The following is a 25,414-nucleotide window of genomic DNA, read 5'->3' on the forward strand; positions in this document are numbered from 1 at the left end:
TTAGTACTTCCGTTCCATCGGCTCGTACCGGGTCTGGACGACAGGCTTGTAGTCCAGCCGGATATCGGACAGGAGGTCGGCGCCCTGCTTGTAGGCCATGGTGTGGCGCATGTAGTTGGTATCGTCGCGGTCCGGGTAGTCCTCGCGGGCGTGGCCGCCACGCGACTCCTTGCGGTTCAGCGCACCGACGACGGTGACCTCGGCCAGCTCGAGCAGGAAGCCCAGCTCGATGGCCTCGAGCAGGTCGCTGTTGTAGCGCTTGCCCTTGTCGTGCACCGTGATTCGCGAGTACCGCTCCTTGAGCGCGTGGATGTCCGTCAGCGCCTGCTTGAGGGTCTCCTCGGTGCGGAACACCGCGGCGTTGTTGTCCATCGACTGCTGCAGCGCGGTGCGGATGTCGGCGACACGCTCGTTGCCGTGGTCGGACAGGATGTCGCCGACCCAACCGATGACCATGTCCGCCGGGTTGTCGGGCAGCTCGATGTAGTTGTGGTTCTGCGCGTACTCGGCGGCAGCGATGCCGGCGCGACGGCCGAACACGTTGATGTCGAGCAGCGAGTTGGTGCCAAGGCGGTTCGCGCCGTGCACCGAGACGCAGGCGCACTCACCGGCGGCGTACAGACCCGGAACCACGTTGACGTTGTCGCGCAGCACCTGGCCGTTGATCGTGGTCGGGATACCGCCCATGACGTAGTGGCAGGTCGGGTACACCGGCACCAGTTCGGTGACGGGGTCGACGCCCAGGTAGGTGCGGGCGAATTCGGTGATGTCCGGCAGCTTGGCCTCCAGCACCTCCTCGCCGAGGTGACGCACGTCGATGTAGACGTAGTCCTTGTTGGGTCCGGCGCCGCGGCCTTCGAGGACCTCGAGCACCATCGAGCGGGCCACGATGTCGCGGGGCGCGAGGTCGACGATGGTGGGGGCGTAGCGCTCCATGAAGCGCTCGCCGTCGGCGTTGAGCAGACGACCACCCTCACCACGCACGGCTTCCGAGATCAGGATGCCCAGGCCGGCCAGGCCTGTCGGATGGAACTGGTGGAACTCCATGTCCTCCAAGGGAAGTCCCTTGCGGAAGATGATGCCCAGGCCGTCACCGGTGAGGGTGTGGGCGTTGGAGGTGGTCTTGTACATCCGGCCCGAGCCGCCAGTGGCGAAGACGATCGCCTTGGCGTGGAAGATGTGGATGTCGCCGGTGGCCAGTTCGTAGGCGATGATGCCGGTGGCAACCGGGCCGCTGGCGGTCTCGGTGAGGACCACGTCGAGTGCGTAGAACTCGTTGAAGAACTGGACGTCGTGCTTGACGCAGTTTTGGTACAGCGTCTGCAGGATCATATGGCCGGTGCGGTCGGCGGCGTAGCAGGCGCGGCGGACCGGGGCCTTGCCGTGGTCGCGGGTGTGGCCGCCGAAGCGACGCTGGTCGATGCGGCCCTCGGGCGTCCGGTTGAACGGCATGCCCATCTTCTCGAGGTCCAGCACCGCGTCGATGGCTTCCTTGCACATGATCTCGACGGCGTCCTGGTCAGCGAGGTAGTCGCCGCCCTTGACGGTGTCGAAGGTGTGCCACTCCCAGTTGTCGTCCTCGACGTTGGCGAGCGCGGCGCACATGCCACCCTGGGCGGCACCGGTGTGCGAGCGAGTCGGGTACAGCTTGGTCAGCACCGCGGTGCGGACCCGGGGACCGGACTCGACGGCCGCGCGCATACCTGCGCCACCGGCACCGACGATGACGACGTCGTAGCGATGTTCCTGAATCATCTGCGTCCCTACTTGATGTTCGCGTCGAAGGTGACGAGCACGTAGCTGCCCAGCACCAGGGTGAATCCGGTGGCCAGCAGCAGAATCGAGTTCAGCCAGAACTTGGTGGTGTTCTTGCGGGCGTAGTCACCGATGATGGTGCGCATGCCGTTGGCGCCGTGGACCAGCGCCAGCCACAGCAGGGCCATGTCCCAGATCTGCCAGAACGGGGAGGCCCACCGCTGCGCGACGTAGTTGAAGTCGATGCGGTAGACGCCGTTCGCCCAGATCAGCCCGATGAACAGGTGACCGAGGGCGAGCAGCACCAGTGCCGCGCCGGAGAAGCGCATGAACAGCCAGGCGTACTTCTCGAAGTACGGGATGCCGCGGGGGCGCCGGGGAGCGCGCGGGTGGTCGAGGGCGGCGGGGCGGTCGTACTCGCGCTCCAGGACCGGGGCCGGACGTCCTCCGCGGCGCGCCTCAGCGGCGCCGGAATCGGTATGCGTGGTCACTTGAGCCACCCGTAGTGCTCAACCATGTGCATGCCCTCTACCCCAACTGCGGCGATGACGACCGCGATCCAGATGGCCAGGATGGTCCACAGCATGACCCGCTGGTACTTGGGTCCCTGCTGCCAGAAGTCGATCAGGATGACTCGCACGCCGTTGAGGGCGTGGTAGAGCACCGCCGCGACCAGGCCCATCTCCATGAGCCCGATGATCGGCGTCTTATAGGTGTTGATCACCTCGTTGTAGGCCTCGGGGCTGACCCGGACCAGTGCCGTGTCCAGAACATGGACCAGCAGAAAGAAGAAGATGGTGGCACCGGTGATGCGGTGTAGTACCCAGGACCACATGCCCGGGTCTCCGCGATACAGGCTCCGCCGCTTCTGCGGGGATGAACGCGGCGCGGGTATGGAATCCGCGGCTGCCGCTGTACTCATTTCGACCTCCAACGCCGTCGGTGGACGCATGACCCGGCAGCAACTTTTTCGCGTGCCGAGCCCAAACCTCGGGGCGACTCTAATCCCAATTTGCGCACAGTCAGAACTACGGTGTGGGGGGAATGGTGAACCCGCGTCGGAAATTAGGTTTGCCTACATTAACTTACTGGGTGGTCGGGACGGGTCTCGAGGTGGTTTCGGGGCGCCGGGAACGGGGTGTCGGTGATGTCGGAAATTGACTGGAAGCTGTTGCGGGACAAGGCAATAGCTGTCTCCGGTGATGCCTACGCGCCCTACTCGAACTTCCCCGTGGGGGCGGCGGCGCTGGTCGACGATGGTCGAATCGTGGTGGGCTGCAATGTGGAAAATGTCTCATATGGCCTTGGCCTCTGCGCCGAGTGTGCTGTGGTCTGTGCCCTACATTCCAGCGGCGGCGGACGGCTGCTCGCGCTGGCGTGCGTGGACGGTTCCGGGGCGGTGCTGATGCCGTGTGGGCGGTGCCGGCAAGTGCTTCTCGAGCACGGCGGACCGGCCATGCTGATCGACCACGCATCGGGTCCGCGGGCGCTGGCCGAACTGCTGCCCGACGCCTTCGGGCCGGATGACCTGAACCGCCGGTAACGCCAAGCGGGGCAACACTTCTGGTTACTGGCCGGTAACCAGCTCGACGAGGCGGCCAGGGTCGCCGGCAGGAGGATGTCATCGTGTCGTCGGACGCGCACAACCACGGGTCGCATCTCGATGCTCCGACAGTCATTCGCACCAAACGCGACGGCGGTGTGCTGTCCGATGCCGCGATCGACTGGGTGATCGACGGCTACACCCACGGCCGGGTGGCCGACGCGCAGATGTCGGCGTTGCTGATGGCCATCTTCCTGCGCGGTATGACGCCGGCCGAGATCGCCCGCTGGACCGCGGCGATGGTCGGCTCGGGCGAGCGGTTCGACTTCACCGACCTGCGGTGTGCCGGCCGGCCGCTGGCGCTGGTGGACAAACACTCGACCGGCGGCGTCGGCGACAAGATCACCATCCCGCTGGTCCCCGTCGTCATGGCCTGCGGCGGCGCCGTCCCGCAGGCGGCGGGCCGCGGCCTCGGGCATACCGGTGGCACCTTGGACAAGCTCGAAGCGATTCCGGGGTTCACCGCCGAATTGTCCAAAGGCCGTATCCGCCAACAGCTTTCCGATATCGGGGCAGCGGTTTTCGCGGCCGGGGACCTGGCGCCCGCCGACCGGAAGATCTACGCCCTGCGCGACGTCACCGGTACGACGGAATCGCTGCCGCTCATCGCCAGCTCGATCATGAGCAAGAAACTGGCCGAGGGCGCCCGCTCGCTGGTGCTGGACGTCAAGGTCGGTCGCGGCGCATTTCTCAAGACCGAGGCCGAGTCGCGCGAGCTGGCGCGCACCATGGTCGACCTCGGTGTCGCCTACGGCGTTCCGACCCGGGCGCTGCTCACCGACATGGACCGGCCGCTGGGCCGCGCGGTCGGCAACGCGATCGAGGTCGCCGAGTCGCTGGACGTGCTGGCCGGCGGCGGTCCGGACGACGTCGTCACGCTGACCGTCGCGCTGGCCCGCGAGATGCTGGACGTTGCCGGGATCGACGGCGTCGACCCGGCGCAGACCCTGACCGACGGCACCGCGATGGACTGTTTCCGGCAGCTGATCGCGGCGCAGGGCGGCGATCCCGAGGCGCCGCTGCCGATGGGCACGCACACCGAGACGGTGGTGGCGACCCGCGGTGGGGTGATGGGCGACATCGACGCCATGGCGGTCGCGATGGCCGTGTGGCGGCTCGGTGCGGGCCGGGCCCAGCCCGGCGACCCCGTGCAGGCCGGGGCGGGGCTGTACCTCCACCGGCGCAGCGGCGAGCCCGTCGCTGCCGGCGAGACGCTGTTCACGCTGTATACCGAGACCCCCGAGCGGCTGCCGTCAGCCTTGGCCGAACTCGACGGTGGCTGGTCCGTGGACAACGCGGCGCCGGCGCAGCGGCCCGTGGTGCTCGACCGCATCGGGTAGACGACAGCTGATTCGCCTTGGGCGAAAGCAGCATCCATGGCTCTGGCAGGTCTGCGCCGCTAGGGTCGACCGCATGGCTGACGATGACCTCCGCGACTTCGAGCGCACCGAGTTCACCCACGATGGCACGACCCGCACCGTCTACCGCCGCGGTACCGGTCCGGCCGTCATCGTGATCGCCGAGATTCCGGGCATCACGCCTAAGGTTCTCGACTTCGCCCGCAAGGTCGCCGATATCGGCTGTACCGCCGTCCTGCCCCACCTGTTCGGCATTCCGGGCCTTGACCCCAACGCGAGCAACATGGCTGCGCTCAAAGGCATGGCCTCGGTCCTGCCGGCGTGCGTCAGCAAGGAGTTCACCCTCCTCGCCACCGGCAAGACGTCGCCGGTGGTCGACTGGCTGCGGGCACTGGCGCGGTCGGAGCACGAACGCTGCGGCGGCCCCGGCGTCGGCGCGATCGGGATGTGCTTCACCGGCGGCTACGCCCTGGCGATGGCCACCGACGACGTCATCCTGGCCCCGGTGCTGTCCCAGCCGTCGATGCCGATCGGCCTGACCGCCAAACAGCGCCACAACATCGACATCTCGCCCGCCGACCTGGAAGTCGTCAAAGGCCGGTGCGCCCGTGGGCTCAACGTCCTCGGCATGCGGTTCAAGAGCGACAAGCTGGTCCCGGCAGCGCGTTTCGACTTCCTGCGGGAGCAGCTGGGGGACGCCTTCATCGCCGTCGAACTCGAGGACGCCGACGCGAACCCGGATGCGCGGCTGCCACCGCACTCGGTGGTCACCGAGCACCTGATCGACGAGCCGGGCCAGGCCACCCGAGCCGCGCTGGACCAGGTACTGGACCTGTTCCGGACACGGCTGCTGCCGGCCACGGAACCGGCGGGCTAAAAGCCATCATCCGGCGCAAGATGGACGCATGACCCTGACGCTGGATCAGATAAAGCAAGCACCGAAAGCTCTGTTGCACGATCACCTCGACGGCGGCCTGCGCCCCGCCACCGTGGTGGAGTTGGCCGAGCAGAGCGGCTACGGCGACCTGCCCACCATGGACGTCGATGAACTGGCGAGGTGGTTCCGCACCCAGGCGCACAGCGGCTCGCTGGTCCGCTACCTGGAGCCGTTCGCGCACACCGTCGGCGTCATGCAGAGCACCGACGCGCTGTACCGCGTCGCCTACGAGTGCGTCGAGGATCTTGCTGCCGACAACGTCGTCTACGCCGAGGTGCGGTTCGCGCCCGAGCTGCACATCGACGGCGGTCTGGTGCTGGACGAGGTCGTCGACGCGGTGCTGGCCGGGTTCGCGGACGGGGAGAAGGCCGCAGCAGCCGCAGGGCAGGCAGCGACGGTCCGGTGCCTGGTCACCGCGATGCGGCATGCCGCCCGGTCCCGCGAGATCGCCGAATTGGCCATCCGGTTCCGCGACCGCGGCGTGGTCGGGTTCGACATCGCCGGTGCCGAGGCCGGCTACCCTCCGACCCGTCACCTCGACGCCTTCGAATACATGCGGGGCAACAACGCGCGCTTCACGATTCACGCCGGTGAGGCCTTCGGTCTGCCGTCCATCCACGAGGCGATCGCCTTCTGCGGCGCCGACCGGCTGGGCCACGGGGTACGCATCGTCGACGACATCGAAGCTGGGCCGGACGGTGCCTTCCGGCTCGGCCGGGTAGCGAACATCGTGCGGGACAAGCGAATTCCGCTGGAGATGTGCCCGAGCAGCAACGTGCAGACCGGCGCCGCGACGAGCATCGCCGAGCACCCGTTCGACCGGTTGGCCCGGCTTCGCTTCCGCGTCACCGTCAACACCGACAACCGCCTGATGAGCGACACCACCATGACCCAGGAGATGGCGCACCTGGTGGAGGCGTTCGGCTACGGCTGGACCGACCTGCAGCGGTTCACGATCAACGCCATGAAGTCGGCTTTCATCCCGTTCGATGAGCGGCTGGCGATCATCGACGAAGTCATCAAACCGCGTTACGCCGTGCTCGTCGGGTAGCTGTCCGTCGGGGTGTCGTCGACGAAGCCAGACCGCCCGGCTGCCGCACCTGCCGGCTCAGGCTGCTGCGCCTGTCGGAACGACTTGGGCACGAACTTCTCGAAGTTGTACTTGCCCCGCGGATGGACCACCTGCGGCCACCAGAACCAGCGTCCGAGCAGCACCGCGATCGACGGCATCAGCAGCGACCGCACGATGAAGGTGTCGATCAGCAGGCCGATGGCGATGGTCGAACCCATCTGCGCCAGCACGATCAGCTTGCTGGCCATCATGCCGGCCATGGTGGCCGCGAACACCAGTCCGGCCGAGGTGACGACACCGCCGGTGCCGGCCATGGACCGGATGATGCCGGTCTTGAGGCCGGCGTGGATCTCGTCCTGGAACCGGGACACCAGCAGCAGGTTGTAGTCCGAGCCGACGGCCAACAGGATGATGACCGACATCAGCATGACCAGCCACTGCACCTGGATGCCGAACAGGTCCTGCCAGATCAGCACCGAGATGCCGAACGACGCGGCGATGGAACTGCCCGCGGTGCCGACGATCGTCAATGCCGCGACGGCGCTGCGCGTCAGGATGAGCATGATCATGAAGATCAGCGTCAGCGAGGAGATGACGGCGATCATCAGGTCGTAGCGGGCGCCGTCGGCCATGTCACGGTAGGTCGCCGCGACGCCGCCGAGGTAGATCTTGGCGTCCGACAGGGACGACATCTTCAAGGCGTCCTGCGCGGCCTTGCGCTCGGATTCGACGCGGGCGATGCCGTCGACGGTCGCCGGATCGGTCTGGTGGGTGATGAACATGCGCGCCGACTTGCCGTCCGGTGACATGAACATCTTCAGCCCGCGCTGGAAGTCCGGGTTCTGGAAGGCCTCGGGCGGCAGGTAGAACAGGTCGTCGTTCTTGGCGCCGTCGAAGGCGGCACCCATCGACAGCGCGGTGTCGTTCATGGCCTGCATCTGGTCGATGAGGGCCTTCTGCGAGTTGTACGACGCCAGCGACAGGTCCCTGCTGGTCTTCATCGACGCGATGGTCTGGGGGAGCAGCGCCGTCAGCTTCGGTGCCAGGTCGGCCAGCTTGTCGGTGTTGACCTGAACGTCGCCGGTCCGGTCGGTCAGCTCGTCGATGCCGTCGAGGGAATCGAACACCGAGCGCACCGCGGCGCACATCGGGATGTCGAAGCAGTGCGGTTCCCAGTAGAAGTAGTTGCGCATCGGCCGGAACTGGTCATCGAAGTTCGCGATGTTGTTGCGCATCTCCTCGGTGACCTCCAGGAGCGCTTGGGACTTGGCGGCCGAGTCCTGGGTCAGCTTGGTCTGCTCGAGCGACAGCGCGTACTGCTTTTCCAGGATGCTGATCGACACGTTGGTGGCGTCAACCATCCTCAGCTGGTCCTCCAGCTGCTTGCGCTGGAACGGCAGGTTCATGTTGCTGGTCTGGCCAGAGACGCTCGTCTGGAACGGAATCGAGCTGTGCTGGATGGGGATGCCCAGCGGGCGGGTGATGCTCTGCACCATCGCGATGCCGTCGGTGTGCATCACGTTGCTCGAAATCTTGTTCAGCACCAGCATGTCGGCCGGATTGCGCATGTCGTGGGTCGACTCGACCATCAGGATGTCGGGGTTCATGCGAGCCTGCGTGAAGTGCCGGTCGGCGGCGGCGAAGCCGACGTTGACCGGGGCGTCCTCGGGCAGGTAGTAGCGGTCGTTGTAGGCCGGCTTGTAGCCGGGGATGGCGACGATGCCGATCAGCACCACGAACAGGCTGGCCATCAGAATCGGTGCGGGCCACCGCACCACGGCCGTGCCGATGCGCCGCCAGAACCTGCTCTGCGGTGGCCGCTTGGACTCGTACATGCCGACTCGGCTGCCGAGGTACAGGACGGCGGGGCCGAGCGTGACCGAGATCGCCACCACGACGAGCATGCCGATCGCGACCGGAGCGCCCATGGTGGTGAAGTAGGGCAGGCGGCAGAAGCTCAGGCAGTACGTCGCGCCGGCGATGGTCAGTCCGGAACCCACGATCACGGGTGCGACGGACTTGAACGTGGCGTAGTACGAGTCATCACGGTCCAGCCCGATGCCGCGGTCTTCGCGGTACCGGCCGAAGATGAAGATGCCGTAGTCGGTGGCGGCGGCGATCGCCAGCATGGTCAGGATGTTGCCCGCGAAGGTTGTCAGCCCGAACACGTCGTGGGTGGCGAGCACCGACACCACGCCCCGAGCGGTCAGCAGTGCCAGGAACGTCAGGAACAGCTGGACCAGGGTGGTCCTGACCGAGCGGTAGACCACCAGCAGCATGCCGGCGATCGCGGCGAGGGTGATCAGCGTGATCATGATCAGGCTCGCGTTGCCGATGACGTGCATGTCGTCGGTCAGTGCGGCGGGACCGGCGACGTGGGCCTGGACCCCCGGTGGGGCCTTGGTCTCCTTGATCACCTTGCGGACGGCGTCCACGCCTTCGTTGGCGAGCGTCATGCCCTGCTCGCCGGCGAGGTTGATCATCACGTAGGACGCCTTGCCGTCGGCGCTCTGCGCGCCGGCCGCCGTCAGCGTGTCACCCCAGAAATCCTGGATGTGCTGGATGTGCTCGGGATCCTGCTGCAGCTTGCGGATGATCTCGTCGTAGTACTTGTGGGCGTCCGGGCCGAGCGGCTCCTTGCCCTCGACGACGACCATGATCGTGCTGTTGGAGTTGAACTCCTTGAAGTTGCTGCCCATCAACTTCATCGCGTGCATCGACGGGGCGTCCTCGGGCGCCATCGGCGCGGCGTGCAGCTCGCCGACGACCTCCAGCGGCGGTGCGATCACGTTCACCAGAACGGCGATCGCGATCCAGAACAGGATGATCGGCACTGACAGGATGCGCAGCGCATGGGCGAACTTGGGCCGCTTGGCTGTCGTGCTGGGCTGTGTCTCAAGTGTTTCGGTCATGCGGACTTCACCAAGCAGTAGGTCTGGGCGTTGACGCCATCGGCTGACTTCTCTTCACGGACGGTGCCGTTGACGGTGACACGGCAACCGATGTGGTCGCTGCTCTGCTCACCGTCGCTGCGGGCCATCAAGTTCGCGCTGACCGTCGGCAGCGTGGTGGACAGGGTGACCGACCACGGCAGTGTCGCGGTGACCGAGTGCACGTTGGCGTCCGGATCGAAGTAGCTGATGTCGGCCGAGCTCCCGGGTGGTCCGTAGACCTCGTACACGACGACCTTGGGGTTGAACTGGACGATCTCGATCCCCGCACCGGCATGGGCATTGAGGTTCTCGGACCCGAACTTCGCGTGCAGGCGCGACACCACCAGGCCCGACACCGCCAACACGACCACCAGAAGAAGCGGTATCCAGACCTTCTTCACCAGGCGCCCCATCGAAAACGACCGCACCCGACCACCTTCCGCTCAACCCGCTGACCGAAACCCCGACGATCAGGCTGCTGCCTGTCCTGCCCTCGGCAGGCGGCTCCGCTGACTCAGCGGATTCTTGGGAAATTCTTACGCCTTGCTAACTAATATTGCAACGCGGTTATGCCGGGTGTCGGCTGGGAGTGTGCGCGGTGGCCGGGTGACCTGGGATTTTCAGTCGGGCAGAACGGCCCTCAGTGCGGCCGCGAACTCGTCGGGCGCGCTCATGAACCCGCCGTGATCGCCGGGGAAGATGACGGGCTCGACACCTAGCAGGTGGCACAGCGCCATCGAGGTGCCGTGGGTGATGAGATGTTCGGAATCGGCGCCGATGCCGACGATGACCCGGCTTGCTTTCAACGCCTCGAGGTCCGGCACATACGTTGTGGTGCACAGCAATTCATGGTTGAAGAACCGGGCCAGGTCGGCGAGCTGCTTGGTCATCTCGTCGGGCGAGGGCTGTCCCGGCTGCCCCGGAGCCCCGTCTTCGGACTGATCGAAGCCCGCCGTCGCCATGAACTTCGCCATCGCCGCGCCGGGCCCGTCGCTGTGGAAGGTGGCGATGATGTCCTGCGTCGCCGCGCGCTGCTTGGAGGCTTCCGATGCGGGCAGCAGCTCCAGCAGCGGTGGCTCGTGCGCGACCAGTGTCCGCACCCACCCGGGGTACTTCGTGGCCAGCGCCAGACCGGTCACCGCGCCGCCGCTGGAGCCGAACACGTCGGCCGGACCGGCGCCGAGGTCATCGAGGATCGCGGCGACGTCGGCGGCCCGCAGCTCTGGCGTCGAGTCCTGTGCGGGATCGTCGATGGGGCTGGCGCCGAGCCCACGTGGGTCGTATGTCACGACGGTGTGGTCGGCGGCCAGCGCGTCGGCGACGAGAGCGAACTCGGACGCCGTCATCGGGGAACCGATGACGGCGAGCACCGGCCCGCTGCCGCGCACCTCGTAGTGCAGGGTCGCGCCGGGTACGGCGAGATTTCGGACGATGGGCTGGGTGCCGGTCTGGGTCATGTCAGTGCAGACCGGTGGCATCCCCGGAACTCATCGCCGTCTGGACTTACTCCTGGCGGAGTCGGGACTCGACGAAGCGCTCGAGGGTCTCCCATTGGGCGACGGCCTCGGCGTACGGCTTCGACGGGGCGCCGACGGTCTCGGGCTCGAGCACGTGGCCGACGAACTTGCCCAGCGGCTGGCTCGTGGTCAGGGCCTTGTCGGCGGTGCCGTCGTCGGCGTAGTCGCAGACGTCGCGGGCGAACTCGACCGCCAGGTCCAGCTGCTCGCGGTCGACGGCGTCGGGGCCGTCGGAGATGTCGTCGGACAGCCCGCTGAGCACGTAGACGTTGTCCTCGGTGACGCGGATCTGCAGCGAGCCGTCGGTGGCCGCGGTGCGGATGTCGGCGTAGGCCTCGAAGCTCGACAGGTCGCTCTCGTGCTCGTCGGCCAGGTAGCGGGCCAGGGTGCGCTCCGAGCCGAACACGCTGATGCGGCCGTTGCGGCCGAGGAACCGCGGCTGGTCGTTGTAGTAGCACCGCAGCGTGTAGAAGGTGCCGCCCTTGGTCATGATGCGGATCGGGTCGATGCCGACGCGCTCCCAGAAGTCCTCGTCGCTGCCGAGCAGCTGGCGCTCCGCCTGGACGGTGAGGGCCGCCTCCTCGGAGTCGGTGTCCACCTCGCCCTCGATGACCTCGTCTTCGGAGTCCTCGGCTGCCGCTTCGGCCTCGTCGAGTTCGTCTTCCTCGGGCTCAGGTGCGGGCTCGTCGAGCTCGGCTTGGGCCTTGGCCGCCGCCGTGGCGTCGACCTCGGGGGTGGTCACCAGCTCGTCGATGGCGTCGAGCACGTGATCCCAGCTGCGGCCGACGGCGGCCTCGATGTCCGCCCAGCGCTTGCGGCCGGCGCGGCCCGAGAAGGCCTCGGCGCCGCCGCCGAGCGTCGACAACACGGGGTTGCCGTTGAAGAACTTCGCCACCGCGATCAGATCGCACACCGAGCCGAGCGCGCCGACCACCTGGAGCGTGCGCCGCAGCGAGGTGACGGACTCGTCGGTGGGCTTCTCGGCGACCAGTTCCGGCACACCGACCAGGTCGTGCAGGTGGCTCTCGTCCGGGTTCAGGCGGTGGGCGTTGGCCTCGCCGAGCGCCTGCCACTTGGGGTGGTCAGCGAGGTCGTTGTCGGTGTTGGTCCGCACGAAGGCGGCCAGGTCAGCGACGGAGTCGAACCCGAAGAGGGCGTCGTCGTCGCCGAGGAACGCTTCCCACTCGTCGTCCGAGTCACGCCACAACGGCGCCCACAGGGTGTAGAGATCGCCATGGGTCAAACCGAGCCGAACCGGCACGATGTCAGCAGCCATGCGGCACAGCCTATCGACGTGCGGCTGGGGCCATGCTGGGGGCGTCGGGTCGGTACAGGTCGTCGCGTAGATGGCGCAGGACGGTGGCCGCGGCGTCGGAGTCCCGCCCCGGCGTGGATAGTTCCGCGGCCGCGCGTTTGAGCACCGCCAGCGTCGTGCGCGCACGTGCCATCGCGTCGTCGTAATCGGCGGCGGTCATGCGGCCGTCATTGGATGGTCATGCGGTCGGGCGGAAGAAGCCGTGGAAACCCTGATCGAGGTTGGTGGTGCGGATCGGGGACAGCTGGACGGGGTCGCCTGCCTCCACCATCAGGCCGTTTCCCACGATCATCGCGACATGACCGTCCCACACCGCCAGATCGCCCGGGCGCAGCGAGCCGCGGTCGACGGCGGCGCCGATGTCCTGCTCCTGCGCCAGCCGCGGGAGGTCCAGGCCGGCCTCGCGGTAGGCCCACTGCGTCAGGCCGCTGCAGTCCAGTCCGACGCCGGGCGTCGTGCCACCCCACACGTACGGCACGCCGAGTTGGGTGAGGGCGTGGCGGACCGCATCGGCCGCAACCTTGTTGGGCGCGGTGGCGGTGCTGCCGTCGGGCAGCGTGACGGCTTCGCCGGCGCCGAACTTCCCGGGGTCGGGCGGTCGGCGGTGGGTGAGCGCGGCCTGGGCGGCGTGGGCCGCGGGCGCGGCGAGTCCGCTCGCCCAATCGGCGCCGGGACCGGCCGGCGTGCCCAGGCTCGGCAGGCTCATGCCCGCGCCGGTGCCTGCACCTGATCCGGTGTCTGCGCCGGATCCACTTGCCTCCCAAGGCGATCCGTTCTGAGGCGGAGGAGTGCTCGCCATGGCGGTGATCTGCTCGGCCTGCGCGGCGAGTTCGGTGTGCAGCTCGTCGACGACGGTGATGGCCTCGTCGAGCGCGCGGCTGGCTTCGTCGATGAGCACCGCGGCGTCGGCGGGGGATTCCAGGGTGGCTTCGAGTTCGGCCGCTCTGGTCTCGAAATTGCGCAGGATGGTGTCGAGTCGTTCGCGCGCCCTGGTCACCGCGGCAGCGGCCTGCTGCGTGTGGGTGCTCAGCTGCCCGGCGGTCATCGCCATCGCCACGATGGCCGTGACGGCTGCATTCGCGAACTGACCCGCACTGCCCGCCGCGGCGCCGGTCCACTGGCCTTGGGTCTGCTGCCATGCGTTGTCGGCAGCGGCGGCGACGCCGTCGAGCCCGGACTGCACCGTGCGCAGGGCGTCGGCCGGGTCGGGGCCGGGGAAACCGGGGCCCAGGAGGGCCTGCACCTCACGGATCGGGGCTGCCAGTGCGGATGTCAGTGAGCCGATCATCACCAGGCTCCGATCCGGCTACCGACACTGTGGTCGGCGTCGACGAAGCCGTCCGCGGTGGCGACGGCCGCTTCGCTGCCGGTGTCGAGGTGCGCGCTGAGGCGGTGCGCCAGTTGGGCCTGATGGTGCGTGGCCTGTGCCAGGGCGGCGGCGAAGGCCGCGCCGACCGGGCCGAACACGTTGAACTGTCCGGCGATGGTGGCCAGGTCCGCGGCGTGCGCCGCCAGTTCGGTGCTGTGGCCGCGGTAGTCCGCGGCAAGGGCGTGCAGAGCCGACGGGTCCGCGGTCAGATTTCGGGTCATGTGGATAAGACGGGCGTCAGGCCCGTTCGGTTCCACTAATGTTGGCGCGCATGGACGTCCGGGTCGTCGATCATCCGTTGGCCGCCGCGCGGCTGACCACCTTGCGTGACGAGCGCACCGACAATGCCGGGTTCCGGGCGGCGTTGCGAGATCTGACGCTGATGCTCGTCTACGAGGCCACGCGCTCGTTGGCCTGCGACGAGCTGCCGGTTCAGACCCCGGTGGCGTTGACCACCGGGTCGCGGCTGTCGAACCCGCCTTTGTTGGTCCCGGTGCTGCGGGCCGGCCTGGGCATGGTCGATCAGGCGCACGCGCTGATTCCGGAGGCTCAAGTCGGCTTCGTCGGTATGGCCCGTGACGAGACGACGCACCAACCGACGCCGTACCTCGAGTCGCTGCCCGCCGACCTGAGCGGCCGGCCGGTGATGGTGCTCGACCCGATGCTGGCCACGGGCGGTTCCATGGCTCACACGCTGCAGTTGCTGCTCGACCGCGGCGCCGATGACATCACCGCCGTGTGTGTGGTGTGCGCGCCGGAGGGAATTGCGTTGGTGGAGAAGACCGTTCCGTCGTTGCGACTGTTCACGGCCACCATTGATGCTTCGTTGAACGCAGACGCCTACATCGTGCCGGGCCTGGGCGATGCAGGGGATCGGCAGTTCGGGCCGCGCTGAAGGTGATGTTGGGCGCGTCGTGCGGGGCGGCGTGTCGTCCTCTCCTGCAACACTTGCGATCGGGAGGCGTCAGCGTGTGTTGACAATGTCAACCCACGCTGACGGGTTCCGGCGCGAAGAAGTCAGGTGGATAGGTCGAGCGCTCAACGTGGCGCCAGCAGGCCCGTCACAGCGGCTTTGATTCTCGCCAGTTCTGATTCGGCGGCAGTCCGCGAGGCAGATACGTCCCCAGCGGGCGGTCTGCTGATCTCCAGGTAGCCCTTGACTTTTGGTTCGGTGCCCGACGGGCGCACCGCTACCCGCAGGCCGTCGCCGGTGAAGATCAGCGCGTCGGTGCGGCGTTGACCCCGGAGCTGGGCCAAGTCCTCGGTGGTGACGGGGATACCGGCGATCTCGGTTGGTGGCTCGGCGCGTAGGCGGGCCATCACCGCGTCGGCGTCGGTGTGCACCGATACCGCGCCGGTGACGTGCACGCCGTGTTTCGCTGCGAGTGCGTCCAATCGGTCCGGCACCGTCTGACCTTGATTGCGCAGTGCCGCAACCAGATCGCAGACCACGACGGCCGCGCTGATGCCGTCCTTGTCGCGCACGGTGTCAGGGTCGACGCAGTGGCCGATGGCCTCTTCGTAGGCGTACCGCAGCGTGGCGCCGGGGATGTCCTTGTCGGCGCGAGCCAGCCATTTGAAGCCGGTGAGGGTTTCGACGTGATGGGCCCCGTAGTCGGCGGCGATGTTGGCGAGCAGCTGCGACGAGACGATCGAGCTGGCAACGACGGTATTTTTGGCTTGGTTCGGGGTGAGGTCCGACAGCAGGTAATCGCCCAGCAGCCAACCGGTTTCGTTGCCGGACAGCATGCGCCAACCGCTGGTGGTCGGGATGCCCACGGCGCAGCGGTCGGCATCGGGGTCAAGGGCGATGGCGACTTCGGCGTTGTTCTCGGCGGCCACCGCGAGCAGCAGGTCGGTGGCGCCGGGTTCCTCGGGGTTGGGGAACGCGACCGTCGGAAAGTCGGGGTCGGGGGCGAATTGTGTTGCCACCGTGTGGATAGTGGTGATGCCGGCTCGGTTCAGGACGTCGACTGCCAGCGCACCCCCGACGCCGTGCATGGCGGTCAGCGCCACCCGGACGTCGCCTTCGGTCTTACGCAGTGACCCGGCCCGTCGCGCGTACTGCTCGATGAGGGTGTCATCGGTGGGCGTGACCGGCTGCCGGGCGATGTCCGTCGGCGCCTGTCGCATCGCGGTTTCGATGTCGCTGTCAGTCGGCGGCACGATCTGGATGCCGCCGTCGAAGTAGACCTTGTAGCCGTTGTCGGCCGGCGGATTGTGCGACGCGGTGATCTGTACGCCGGCAACGGCATTGAGTTGGCGCACCGCGTAGGCGACGACGGGCGTGGGCGCCGGGTGGGGGAGCAGGACGACGGAAAATCCCTCGGCGGCAAAGATTTCCGCTGTCGCCGTGGCGAATTCGTCGGAGTGATGCCGCGCGTCGCGGCCGACCACAACCGTCGACCCGCCCAGACAACGGTCTTTGAGCACCTTCGCGACGGCCCACGTCGCCCGGCTGACGGTGGTGACGTTCATGGCGTCGAGGCCTTCGCGCATAGGACCACGAAGGCCGGCGGTGCCGAACGCCAGGGGTGTGACGGTCACAGCCGCGCCAGCACCTCGGCCAGCAGCGTCCCCATTCGGGTCGCGGACTGGCGTCCGGCCTCCAGCACTTCGGCGTGGCTCAGCGGCTCGCCGGTCATGCCGGCGGCCAGGTTGGTCACCATCGAGATGCCGAGCACCTCGGCGCCGCCCGCGCGGGCGGCGATGGTCTCGTGCACCGTCGACATGCCGACCAGATCGGCGCCCAGGGTGCGCAGCATCCGGATTTCGGCGGGCGTCTCGTAGTGCGGGCCGGGCAGGCCGGCGTAGACACCCTCGGTCAGTGACGGGTCCACCTCTCGCGCCAGGGCCCGCAGCCGCGGCGAGTAGGCGTCGACCAGGTCGACGAACTGCGCGCCCACCAAGGGTGAGCGCGCCGTCAGGTTCAGGTGGTCACTGATCAGCACCGGCTGGCCGACCGAGTACTCGGGACGCAGGCCGCCGGCGGCGTTGGTCAGCACCACGGTCCGTGCACCGGCCGCGATGGCGGTGCGCACCGGGTGGACCACATGGCGCAGGTCATGGCCCTCATAGGCGTGGATGCGGCCCAACAGGACCAGCACGTTGCGGGCGCCGACCTGCAGCGCCAGCGCCTGCCCGCCGTGTCCGGACGCGGTCGGCGGGGTGAATCCGGGTAGGTCAGCCATGGCGATGGCGGAGGTCGGCTCGCCCAGCACCGCGGCAGCGGGGGCCCAGCCCGAACCCAGCACGACAGCCACGTCGAAGTGCGAGATTCCGGTGCGGTCACGGATGGCGGCGGCGGCCTCAGCGGCGGCGAGGTCAGGGGTGGCCTGCGGATCGGTCACGGCGTCCACCTTAGTTGCCAGCCGCGCCCAAACGGGCCGGTGCGATACTTCCATGATGCTCACTGGCGACGCGCTGCAGACGGTCTCCGATGCCGTCGCGCGTCACCGTGCCGATCTGATCGAACTGTCCCACTCGATTCACGCCGAGCCGGAACTGGCCTTCGCCGAGCATCGCAGTTGCGCCAAGACCCAGGCGCTCGTCGCCGAGCGTGGCTTCGAGGTCACCGCGGCCGCCGGCGGTCTGGACACCGCGTTCCGCGCCGACTACGGCAGTGGCGAACTGGTGATCGGCATCTGTGCCGAGTACGACGCGCTGCCCAGCATCGGACATGCGTGTGGGCACAACATCATTGCCGCTTCGGCGGTCGGCACGGCGCTGGCGCTGGCCGAGGTTGCCGACGAAATCGGCATCACCGTGGCCTTGATCGGCACGCCCGCCGAAGAAGCCGGTGGCGGAAAAGCGCTGTTGCTCAATGCCGGAGTGTTCGACGACATCGCGGCATCGGTGATGCTGCACCCCGGCCCGGTGGACATCGCGGGCGCGCGCTCCCTGGCGCTGTCCGAGGTGTCGGTGGCCTACCGCGGGCGCGAATCGCATGCCGCCGTCGCGCCGTATCTGGGTATCAACGCCTCCGATGCGGTGACGGTCGCTCAGGTCGCGATCGGGCTGTTGCGTCAGCAGTTGACGCCCGGCCAGATGATGCACGGCATCGTCACCGACGGCGGTCAGGCCCCGAATGTCATTCCGGCGCATACGGAATTGCTGTATACCATGCGGGCGACCGACTCGGCGTCGCTGGACGAGCTGGAGGTACGGATGTTCTCCTGCTTCGCGGCCGGCGCACTGGCGGCGGGCTGTACGCACGAGGTGACCGAGGTGTCGCCCCGGTACGACGCGCTGACGCCCGACCCGTGGTTGACCACGGTGTTCCGCGCCGAGATGGAGCGGCTGGGCCGTACCCCGCTGCCGATGGACCTGGAAGTCTCTGTACCCCTTGGCAGTACCGACATGGGCAACGTCACGCAGGTGATGCCGGGTATCCACCCGGTGGTCGGGATCGAGGCCAACGGGGCGTCGATCCACCAACCGGAGTTCACCGCGGCCGCGGCCGGGCCGAGTGCGGACAGGGCCGTCACCGAGGGCGCAATCATGTTGGCGCGCACCGTGGTTGCGCTGGCGCAGGCGCCTGATGAGCGAGCCCGGGTTTTGCAGAAGATGGCGGACCGGGCAGCGGTTCAGCAACAAGTGAAGGCAGGGCGCGGATGACCCTCTCGGACCACGCCGAGCGCTGGCTGGCCACGAACTACGGTGACCTGGTCGGGTGGCGGCGGCATCTGCACGCCAACCCGGAGTTGGGCAGGCAGGAGTTCGAGACCACCAAGTTCGTTGCGACACGACTGGCCGAGGCCGGGTTGAACCCGAAGATTCTGCCCGGCGGTACCGGTCTGACTTGCGATTTCGGTCCCGAGGACCAGCCGCGGATCGCCCTGCGTGCCGACATGGATGCGCTGCCGATGGATGAGCGCACCGGCCTGCCGTTCGCGTCGACAATCCCTAACGTGGCACACGCCTGCGGCCACGACGGCCACACGTCGGTGCTGCTGGGTGCCGGGCTGGCGCTGGCGTCCGCACCGACGCTGCCCGTCGGGGTGCGCCTGGTGTTCCAGGCCGCCGAGGAGCTGATGCCCGGCGGTGCACTGGATGCCATTTCTGCGGGTGCACTGGCCGGGGTGTCGAGAATCTTTGCGCTGCATTGTGATCCGCGGCTGGAAGTGGGCAAGGTCGCCACCATTCCGGGGCCGATCACGTCGGCCGCCGACCAGATGGAGATCACCCTGCACTCGCCGGGTGGGCACACGTCGCGCCCCCATCTGACCGGCGATCTGGTCTATGCGCTCGGCACGTTGATCACCGGGGTGCCCGGCATTCTGTCCCGCCGGGTCGATCCGCGGCACAGCACCGTCATGGTGTGGGGTGCGGTGAACGCCGGGTTCGCGTCGAACGCCATTCCGCAGACGGGGACCCTGGCCGGGACCATCCGCACTGCCAGCCGTGACGCCTGGGTCGAGATGGAATCGATTGTCCGCGAGATCGTTTCGTCGCTGCTGGCGCCGCTCAACGTGGATCACACGGTGCTGTACCGGCGCGGCGTCCCGCCGGTGGTCAACGAAGAACTGTCCACCCGGATCATGACTCACGCCATCGAAGCGCTGGGCCCGGACTCCCTGGCCGACACCAAGCAATCCGGTGGCGGAGAAGACTTCTCGTGGTACCTCGAAGAGGTGCCGGGAGCGATGGCGCGCCTCGGCGTGTGGCCCGGCGTCGGCCCGCAGCTCGACCTGCACCAGCCGACCTTCGATCTCGATGAACGCGCCCTCGGCGTCGGCGTCCGGGTGCTGGTCAACATCATCGAGCAGGCCGCTTCCTTCTAACCGCGAGCGTGCGTGTTTGCGTCCGACACGCTGCAATTTCGGTGCATTTTGGGCACTGTCACGCGGCCCGAGCGTGACGCAGCTGCATGGCAATCCCGATCCTGGAGTCGCATCGCGTTCGTCAACAGTGCTCGCGCGCCATCTGTGGATGGATCGCGAACTGTGGATGATGCGGATCAGCGCTCACGGCCTGACCATTTCGTCGCGCTCATCAACGGTGAGCGCCATCACGCCCAGGTAGCGCGCCGATGGCAGCCCGCCTTCCCAGGCGTCGACCACGTACAGCCACGCCAGCACCGGTTCGGTCGAAGTGTCCGACGACACTCGGTTCACCCGGCACCGGATCTTCTTGTGGATGCCGAGCTCTGAGCCTTCCCAGCGGTCCAGGCGTTCCTCGTCTTCGCGGGTCATGTCGTAGAGCACGACGAAAACCTTGGACATGGGATCCTGGACCAGCGTCGCCAGCGCGCCCTCCCAGCCGATGTCCGCGCCGGCGAACGTCAGCCGCCAGCCGTGCAGCCAACCGGTGGCCGCCATCGGGGAATGAGGGGCCCGCTGCAGCATCTGCTCCGGATGCATGTTCGATCCGTAAGCGGCGTAGAGCGGCACCTGGCAAGCGTACGGCTTGTTGTCCGGCGACCAACACCCAACTCAGGGTTAGATGTAGCCGTGGTTACCCGCATCGTGATCATCGGCGGCGGTCCCGCCGGGTATGAGGCAGCCCTGGTTGCTGCCGGTTATGGCCCTGAGGCAACTGAAGTCACCGTCGTCGACCGCGACGGTATCGGTGGCGCCTGCGTGCTGTGGGACTGCGTGCCGTCCAAGACCTTCATCGCGTCGACCGGCGTGCGCACCGAGCTGCGCCGCGCCGACGGGCTGGGCTTCGACATCAAGATCGAGGACGCCAAGATCTCGTTGCCGCAGATCAACAACCGCGTCAAGACGCTGGCCCGTAGCCAGTCGGTCGACATCGGCGGGCAGCTGCTGCGCGCGGGCGTCAACGTGGTGGCAGGCTGCGGCGAGCTCGTCGACAGCATCCCCGGCATGGCGCACCACCGGGTGAAAGTCACCACACCCGACGGCCGGTCCGGCGTGCTGAAGGCCGACGTGGTGCTGATCGCCACCGGCGCCAGCCCTCGGGTGCTGCCCAACGCGGTACCCGACGGGGATCGCATCCTGAACTGGCGTCAGCTCTACGACCTCACCGACCTGCCCGAGCACCTGATCATCGTGGGTTCCGGTGTCACCGGTGCCGAGTTCTGCAATGCCTACACCGAACTGGGCGTCAAGGTCACGGTGGTGGCCAGCCGCGACCAGATCCTGCCGCACGAGGACTCCGACGCCGCTGCGGTGCTCGAGGAGGTGTTCTCCGAGCGCGGTGTGACGTTGGTCAAGAACGCCCGCGCCGATTCGGTGGTCCGTACCGAAAAGGGCGTCAAGGTGAGCCTGGCCGATGGTCGCGTCGTGGAGGGCAGCCATGCGTTGATGAGCATCGGTTCGGTACCCAACACTTCGGGCCTGGGACTGGAGAAGGTGGGCATCGAGCTCGGGCCCGGTAATTACCTGACCGTCGACCGGGTGTCGCGCACCAAGGCGTCGGGCATCTACGCCGCGGGTGACTGCACCGGCCTGCTGCCGCTGGCCTCGGTGGCCGCCATGCAGGGCCGCATCGCGATGTATCACGCACTGGGTGAAGGGGTTTCGCCGATCAAGCTGCGCACGGTTGCGGCTGCGGTCTTCACTCGCCCGGAAATCGCCGCGGTCGGAGTGCCGCAATCGGCGATCGACGCCGGCACAGTCCCGGCCCGCACCCTGATGCTGCCGCTGAACACCAATGCGCGGGCCAAGATGTCGTTGCTCGAGCACGGTTTCGTGAAGATCTTCTGCCGTCCGGCCACCGGCGTGGTGATCGGCGGCGTGGTGGTCGCGCCGATCGCCTCCGAGCTGATCCTGCCGATTGCCCTGGCGGTACAGAACCGGATCTCGGTGACCGATCTGGCGCAGACCTTGTCGGTCTACCCGTCGCTGTCGGGCTCGATCATCGAAACGGCCCGCCGGCTCATGGCTCACGACGATCTGGACTGACGCACGAACCGGGGCCGACCACGTAGGCTCGACCATGCAAGGCCTACCGACGAGTAACCACGAGGAGTTCCGCCGTGAGTGACCCGATTCCCGGTCCAGGCAATGGGCAGACCCTGCTGAACCGCGCGCAGCGCGAGACCGCCTGGAACCGGCTGGGTTCCGAGCAGTTCGACGTCATCGTGATCGGCGGCGGCGTCGTCGGTGCCGGTGCGGCGCTGGACGCGGCGACGCGCGGGCTGAAGGTCGCACTGGTCGAAGCACGCGACTTTGCCTCCGGCACGTCCAGCCGCAGCAGCAAGATGTTCCACGGCGGCCTGCGCTACCTGGAGCAGCTCGAGTTCGGTCTGGTCCGTGAAGCGCTGTACGAACGTGAACTATCGCTGACCACCCTGGCGCCGCACCTGGTGAAGCCGCTGCCGTTCCTGTTCCCGCTGACGAAGCGGATCTGGGAACGCCCGTACATCGCCGCCGGCATCTTCCTGTACGACCAGTTGGGCGGCGCCAAGTCGGTCCCCGCGCAGAAGCACCTGCTCAAGGCCGGGGCGCTGCGGCTGGCGCCGGGGCTCAAGCGCAGCTCGCTGGTCGGTGCGATCCGCTACTACGACACCGTCGTCGACGACGCGCGGCACACCATGACGGTCGCCCGCACCGCGGCGCACTACGGCGCGGTGGTCCGCACCTCGACGCAGGTCGTGGCGCTGCTGCGCGAAGGTGACCGGGTCACCGGCGTCCGCGTCCGCGACTCCGAGACCGGCGCGGTGACCGAGGTGTGCGGCCACGTTGTGGTCAACGCCACCGGCGTGTGGACCGACGAGATTCAGGCGCTGTCGAAGCAGCGCGGGCGCTTCCGGGTCCGCGCTTCCAAGGGCGTGCACATCGTCGTGCCGCGGGACCGGATCGTCAGCGAGGTGGCGATCATCCTGCGCACCGAGAAGTCGGTGCTGTTCGTGATCCCGTGGGGCACGCACTGGATCATCGGCACCACCGACACCGACTGGAACCTGGACCTGGCGCACCCGGCGGCGACCAAGGCCGACATCGACTACATCCTCGGGCACGTCAACAAGGTGCTGGCCACCCCGCTCAACCATGACGACATCGACGGCGTCTACGCGGGCCTTCGCCCGCTGCTGGCCGGGGAGAGCGAGGAGACCTCCAAGCTGTCCCGCGAACACGCGGTCGCGGTGCCGGCCCCGGGCCTGGTGGCCATCGCGGGCGGCAAGTACACCACTTACCGCGTCATGGGCGAGGACGCCATCGATGCGGCCAGCGAGTTCGTGCCGACGCGGGTGGCGCCGTCGATCACCGAGAAGGTGCCGCTGCTCGGCGCCGACGGCTACTTCGCGCTGATCAACCAGACCGAACACGTCGGCCAGCACTACGGCCTGCATCCCTACCGGGTGCGCCACCTGCTGGACCGCTACGGCTCGCTGATCGGCGAAGTGCTGGACATGGCCGCCGACCGCCCCGAGCTGCTGGAGCCCATCACCGAGGCGCCGGTGTACCTGAAGGTCGAGGCCTGGTACGCGGCCGCCGCCGAGGGTGCGCTGCACCTCGAGGACATCCTCGCCCGCCGCATGCGGATCTCCATCGAGTACCAGCACCGCGGCGTGGACTGCGCCCGCGAGGTTGCGGAAGTCATTGCGCCGGTACTGGGTTGGAGTGCCGAGGACATCGACCGCGAGGTCGCGACCTACCTGGCGCGCGTCGAGGCCGAGGTGCTGTCGCAGACCCAGCCCGACGATGAATCGGCCGACGCGCTGCGCGCCGCGGCTCCGGAATCCCGTGCGGAGATTCTCGAGCCGGTGCCGCTCGATTGAGCCTGCCTGTCCGTCCCGGATACGAGGGGATCGGGCCTTCCCGGCTACGGCTGCACGGCGGACCGGTGCTGGCCGAGCTGCGGTCCCGGTTCGGCGACGAGGCAGCCGCGAAAGTGCTTGCCGGCGAAGTGGTTTGCGCTGACGGGTCGGTCGTGGATGAGATCACCGAGCTGCCCGCCGGCGCGTTCATCTACTGGTACCGGGACTTGCCCGACGAGGCCGTGGTGCCGTTCGACGTGCCGGTGCTGTACCGCGACGAGAACATCGTCGTGGTCGACAAGCCGCACTTTCTGGCGACCATGCCCCGCGGTGGGCATGTGGTGCAGACAGCCCTGGTGCGGCTGCGCCGAGCCTTGGAATTGTGGGAGCTCTCACCGGCGCATCGCCTGGACCGGCTGACGGCGGGCGTGCTGGTGTTCACGGCGCGCCGCTCGGTGCGTGGGGCCTATCAGACGATGTTCGCCTCGGGTGCGGTGTCCAAGACGTATCTGGCCCGGTCGTCGGCCGGGACGTTGGCCGAGCCCGTCGAGTTGCGCAACCGAATTGTGAAGCGGCGCGGGTCTTTACAGGCCGTCGTGGAACCCGGTGAGGTCAACGCGGTGACGGTGGTCGCGCCGTTGGGTTCGGGGTTGTTCCAGCTGACGCCGTCGACGGGCCGTACGCACCAGCTGCGGGTGCACATGAACTCGCTCGGACTGCCCATCGACGGGGATCCGTTGTATCCCGCGGTGCTTGATGTTGCCGCCGGGGACTTCTCGACGCCGCTGCAGTTGCTGGCCCACCGGCTGGCGTTCACCGATCCGGTGACCGGGGTTGAGCAGGAGTTCGTCAGTGAGCGGACGTTGGAGGCTGGGACCTAGATCCGGGGAACCGCGGCGCCGTCGAGCCAGCTCTCTCCACTCAACTCGCGCTGGAAGCCGTCAACTTTCCCTGACGCGTCCAGGAAAGTTGACGCCCCCAAACCGCAAGTGTCACAACAGAGCCGATACGCCGCGCTGATCTCGCCGTGACACGCCGAGCTGGTCTCGGCGGCCTGTGCCCGCCCAGTGGAGTAGGCCGGGTCAACGCGTTCAACCCCTGTGTTCTACTGCTAGCCATGGACCGCACCACATTTGACCGCCTGTTCGACATGACCGGCCGCACCGTCATCGTGACGGGCGGGACGCGCGGCATCGGCCTCGCGATGGCGGAGGGGTTCATCCTGGCCGGTGCCAACGTGGTGGTGGCGAGCCGCAAGCCCGACGCCTGTGAGGCTGCGGCCGAGCACCTGCGCGGTCTGGGTGGAAAGGCGATCGGCGTGCCCACCAACATGGGCAGCCTGGACGATCTCGACCGGCTGGTGGCGGCCACCGTCGCGGAGTTCGGTGGCATCGACGTCCTGGTCAACAACGCGGCCAACGCGCTCGCCCAGCCGCTGGGGGAGATGACGCCCGAGGCGTGGGCCAAGTCGTACGACTCGAACCTGCGCGGTCCGGTGTTCCTGGTGCAGAAAGCGTTGCCGCACTTGAAGGCCAGCCCGGCCGCGGCGGTGCTGAACATGTCGTCGGTCGGCGCGTTCCAGTTCGCGCCGTTCGTGTCGATGTATGCCGCGGGTAAGTCGGCGCTGTTGTCGTTCACCCGGTCGATGGCGGCCGGTTTCGCAGCCGACGGCATCCGCGTCAACGCCATCGCGCCCGGCCCAGTCGACACCGACATGGTGCGCAACAACCCGCAGTCGGTCATCGACGCGATGGCCTCCAACACCCTGCTGAAGCGGTTGGCCAACCCCGATGAATTGGTGGGCGCGGCGCTGCTGTTGTGTTCGGGCGCAGGCAGTTACATCACCGGGCAGGTCGTCATCGTCGACGGCGGCGGGACACCGAGGTAG

Annotated in this window: 22 protein-coding genes and 2 pseudogenes; 11 read left to right on the forward strand and 13 right to left on the reverse strand. The window is 67.9% G+C overall.

The window, feature by feature from the left end:
- The 3 genes from sdhA to sdhC are packed head-to-tail and all read right to left on the reverse strand — an operon-like array spanning position 1 to position 2,677.
- Positions 1-1,755: a succinate dehydrogenase flavoprotein subunit gene (gene sdhA, locus AC1U2B_RS20495; protein ID WP_043397619.1), complete on the reverse strand. Its 1,755-nt coding sequence runs from the start codon at positions 1,753-1,755 to the stop codon at positions 1-3.
- A gap of 8 nt (positions 1,756-1,763) precedes the next feature.
- Positions 1,764-2,246: a succinate dehydrogenase hydrophobic membrane anchor subunit gene (locus AC1U2B_RS20500; RefSeq protein WP_043397617.1), complete on the reverse strand. Its 483-nt coding sequence runs from the start codon at positions 2,244-2,246 to the stop codon at positions 1,764-1,766.
- Positions 2,243-2,677 carry a succinate dehydrogenase, cytochrome b556 subunit gene (gene sdhC, locus AC1U2B_RS20505; protein ID WP_480218233.1) on the reverse strand — a complete coding sequence of 145 codons (435 nt, stop codon included), beginning with the start codon at positions 2,675-2,677 and terminating at the stop codon, positions 2,243-2,245. The genes AC1U2B_RS20500 and sdhC overlap by 4 nt, the downstream gene beginning before the upstream one ends.
- Positions 2,678-2,902: 225 nt before the next feature.
- Here sdhC and AC1U2B_RS20510 point away from each other — a divergent pair, with 225 nt between their 5' ends.
- From AC1U2B_RS20510 to AC1U2B_RS20525, 4 genes are all read left to right on the forward strand, one after another.
- Positions 2,903-3,298, forward strand: a complete 396-nt coding sequence (locus tag AC1U2B_RS20510; RefSeq protein ID WP_480218234.1) for a cytidine deaminase — start codon at positions 2,903-2,905, stop codon at positions 3,296-3,298.
- A gap of 83 nt (positions 3,299-3,381) precedes the next feature.
- Positions 3,382-4,698, forward strand: a complete 1,317-nt coding sequence (locus AC1U2B_RS20515) for a thymidine phosphorylase (RefSeq protein WP_480218235.1) — start codon at positions 3,382-3,384, stop codon at positions 4,696-4,698.
- A gap of 73 nt (positions 4,699-4,771) precedes the next feature.
- Positions 4,772-5,593: a dienelactone hydrolase family protein gene (locus tag AC1U2B_RS20520; RefSeq protein WP_480218236.1), complete on the forward strand. Its 822-nt coding sequence runs from the start codon at positions 4,772-4,774 to the stop codon at positions 5,591-5,593.
- Between the two features lie 28 nt (positions 5,594-5,621).
- On the forward strand, positions 5,622-6,704 hold the full coding sequence (locus AC1U2B_RS20525; protein WP_480218237.1) for an adenosine deaminase: 1,083 nt from the start codon (positions 5,622-5,624) through the stop codon (positions 6,702-6,704).
- Here AC1U2B_RS20525 and AC1U2B_RS20530 read toward each other — a convergent pair.
- The 7 genes from AC1U2B_RS20530 to AC1U2B_RS20560 form a co-directional block, all read right to left on the reverse strand.
- Positions 6,683-9,637: an MMPL/RND family transporter gene (locus tag AC1U2B_RS20530; RefSeq protein WP_480218238.1), complete on the reverse strand. Its 2,955-nt coding sequence runs from the start codon at positions 9,635-9,637 to the stop codon at positions 6,683-6,685. The genes AC1U2B_RS20525 and AC1U2B_RS20530 overlap by 22 nt on opposite strands.
- Positions 9,634-10,071: an MmpS family transport accessory protein gene (locus AC1U2B_RS20535; protein ID WP_043986731.1), complete on the reverse strand. Its 438-nt coding sequence runs from the start codon at positions 10,069-10,071 to the stop codon at positions 9,634-9,636. Before AC1U2B_RS20535 ends, AC1U2B_RS20530 begins: the two co-directional genes overlap by 4 nt.
- Positions 10,072-10,278: 207 nt before the next feature.
- Positions 10,279-11,115: an alpha/beta fold hydrolase gene (locus AC1U2B_RS20540; RefSeq protein ID WP_480218239.1), complete on the reverse strand. Its 837-nt coding sequence runs from the start codon at positions 11,113-11,115 to the stop codon at positions 10,279-10,281.
- A 46-nt stretch (positions 11,116-11,161) separates the two neighbouring features.
- Positions 11,162-12,451, reverse strand: coding sequence for a protein export chaperone SatS (gene satS / locus AC1U2B_RS20545; RefSeq protein ID WP_480218240.1), 1,290 nt, complete (start codon positions 12,449-12,451; stop codon positions 11,162-11,164).
- A 10-nt stretch (positions 12,452-12,461) separates the two neighbouring features.
- The gene (locus AC1U2B_RS20550; protein WP_480218241.1) at positions 12,462-12,650 is read right to left on the reverse strand and encodes a hypothetical protein; all 189 of its coding nucleotides are present in this window, start codon (positions 12,648-12,650) and stop codon (positions 12,462-12,464) included.
- A gap of 18 nt (positions 12,651-12,668) precedes the next feature.
- Positions 12,669-13,778 carry a C40 family peptidase gene (locus tag AC1U2B_RS20555; protein WP_480218242.1) on the reverse strand — a complete coding sequence of 370 codons (1,110 nt, stop codon included), beginning with the start codon at positions 13,776-13,778 and terminating at the stop codon, positions 12,669-12,671.
- Positions 13,778-14,080 (reverse strand): type VII secretion target, encoded by a 303-nt coding sequence (locus AC1U2B_RS20560; RefSeq protein WP_480218243.1) that lies wholly within the window; start codon positions 14,078-14,080, stop codon positions 13,778-13,780. Before AC1U2B_RS20560 ends, AC1U2B_RS20555 begins: the two co-directional genes overlap by 1 nt.
- Positions 14,081-14,130: 50 nt before the next feature.
- On the opposite strand from AC1U2B_RS20560, the gene upp reads away from it, so the two are divergent.
- On the forward strand, positions 14,131-14,754 hold the full coding sequence (gene upp, locus AC1U2B_RS20565; protein ID WP_043986696.1) for a uracil phosphoribosyltransferase: 624 nt from the start codon (positions 14,131-14,133) through the stop codon (positions 14,752-14,754).
- 143 nt (positions 14,755-14,897) lie between these two features.
- Here the strand turns inward: upp and AC1U2B_RS20570 are convergent.
- Positions 14,898-16,412 (reverse strand): annotated as a pseudogene (locus AC1U2B_RS20570) (phospho-sugar mutase); the annotation flags it as partial.
- Positions 16,403-17,218: a purine-nucleoside phosphorylase gene (locus AC1U2B_RS20575; RefSeq protein ID WP_480218244.1), complete on the reverse strand. Its 816-nt coding sequence runs from the start codon at positions 17,216-17,218 to the stop codon at positions 16,403-16,405. The gene AC1U2B_RS20575 and the pseudogene AC1U2B_RS20570, both read right to left, overlap by 10 nt.
- Before the next feature lie 46 nt (positions 17,219-17,264).
- On the opposite strand from AC1U2B_RS20575, the gene AC1U2B_RS20580 reads away from it, so the two are divergent.
- Both AC1U2B_RS20580 and AC1U2B_RS20585 read left to right on the forward strand, forming a co-directional pair.
- Complete coding sequence (locus AC1U2B_RS20580; protein ID WP_480218333.1) at positions 17,265-18,476, forward strand: M20 family metallopeptidase; 1,212 nt, start codon at positions 17,265-17,267, stop codon at positions 18,474-18,476.
- Positions 18,473-19,642 (forward strand): M20 family metallopeptidase, encoded by a 1,170-nt coding sequence (locus AC1U2B_RS20585; protein ID WP_480218245.1) that lies wholly within the window; start codon positions 18,473-18,475, stop codon positions 19,640-19,642. The genes AC1U2B_RS20580 and AC1U2B_RS20585 overlap by 4 nt, the downstream gene beginning before the upstream one ends.
- Before the next feature lie 222 nt (positions 19,643-19,864).
- Here the strand turns inward: AC1U2B_RS20585 and AC1U2B_RS20590 are convergent.
- Positions 19,865-20,251: pseudogene (locus AC1U2B_RS20590) on the reverse strand (gamma-glutamylcyclotransferase family protein); the annotation flags it as partial.
- 60 nt (positions 20,252-20,311) lie between these two features.
- Between AC1U2B_RS20590 and AC1U2B_RS20595 the strand changes: the two are divergent.
- From AC1U2B_RS20595 to AC1U2B_RS20610, 4 genes are all read left to right on the forward strand, one after another.
- Positions 20,312-21,727, forward strand: coding sequence for an NAD(P)H-quinone dehydrogenase (locus tag AC1U2B_RS20595; RefSeq protein ID WP_043397580.1), 1,416 nt, complete (start codon positions 20,312-20,314; stop codon positions 21,725-21,727).
- 74 nt (positions 21,728-21,801) lie between these two features.
- The gene (locus AC1U2B_RS20600; RefSeq protein ID WP_480218246.1) at positions 21,802-23,547 is read left to right on the forward strand and encodes a glycerol-3-phosphate dehydrogenase/oxidase; all 1,746 of its coding nucleotides are present in this window, start codon (positions 21,802-21,804) and stop codon (positions 23,545-23,547) included.
- Positions 23,544-24,407 carry a pseudouridine synthase gene (locus AC1U2B_RS20605; RefSeq protein ID WP_480218247.1) on the forward strand — a complete coding sequence of 288 codons (864 nt, stop codon included), beginning with the start codon at positions 23,544-23,546 and terminating at the stop codon, positions 24,405-24,407. The genes AC1U2B_RS20600 and AC1U2B_RS20605 overlap by 4 nt, the downstream gene beginning before the upstream one ends.
- Before the next feature lie 236 nt (positions 24,408-24,643).
- Positions 24,644-25,414, forward strand: a complete 771-nt coding sequence (locus tag AC1U2B_RS20610) for an SDR family NAD(P)-dependent oxidoreductase (protein WP_260937842.1) — start codon at positions 24,644-24,646, stop codon at positions 25,412-25,414.

It is taken from the genome of Mycolicibacterium sp. P4_G11 (assembly GCF_056555145.1).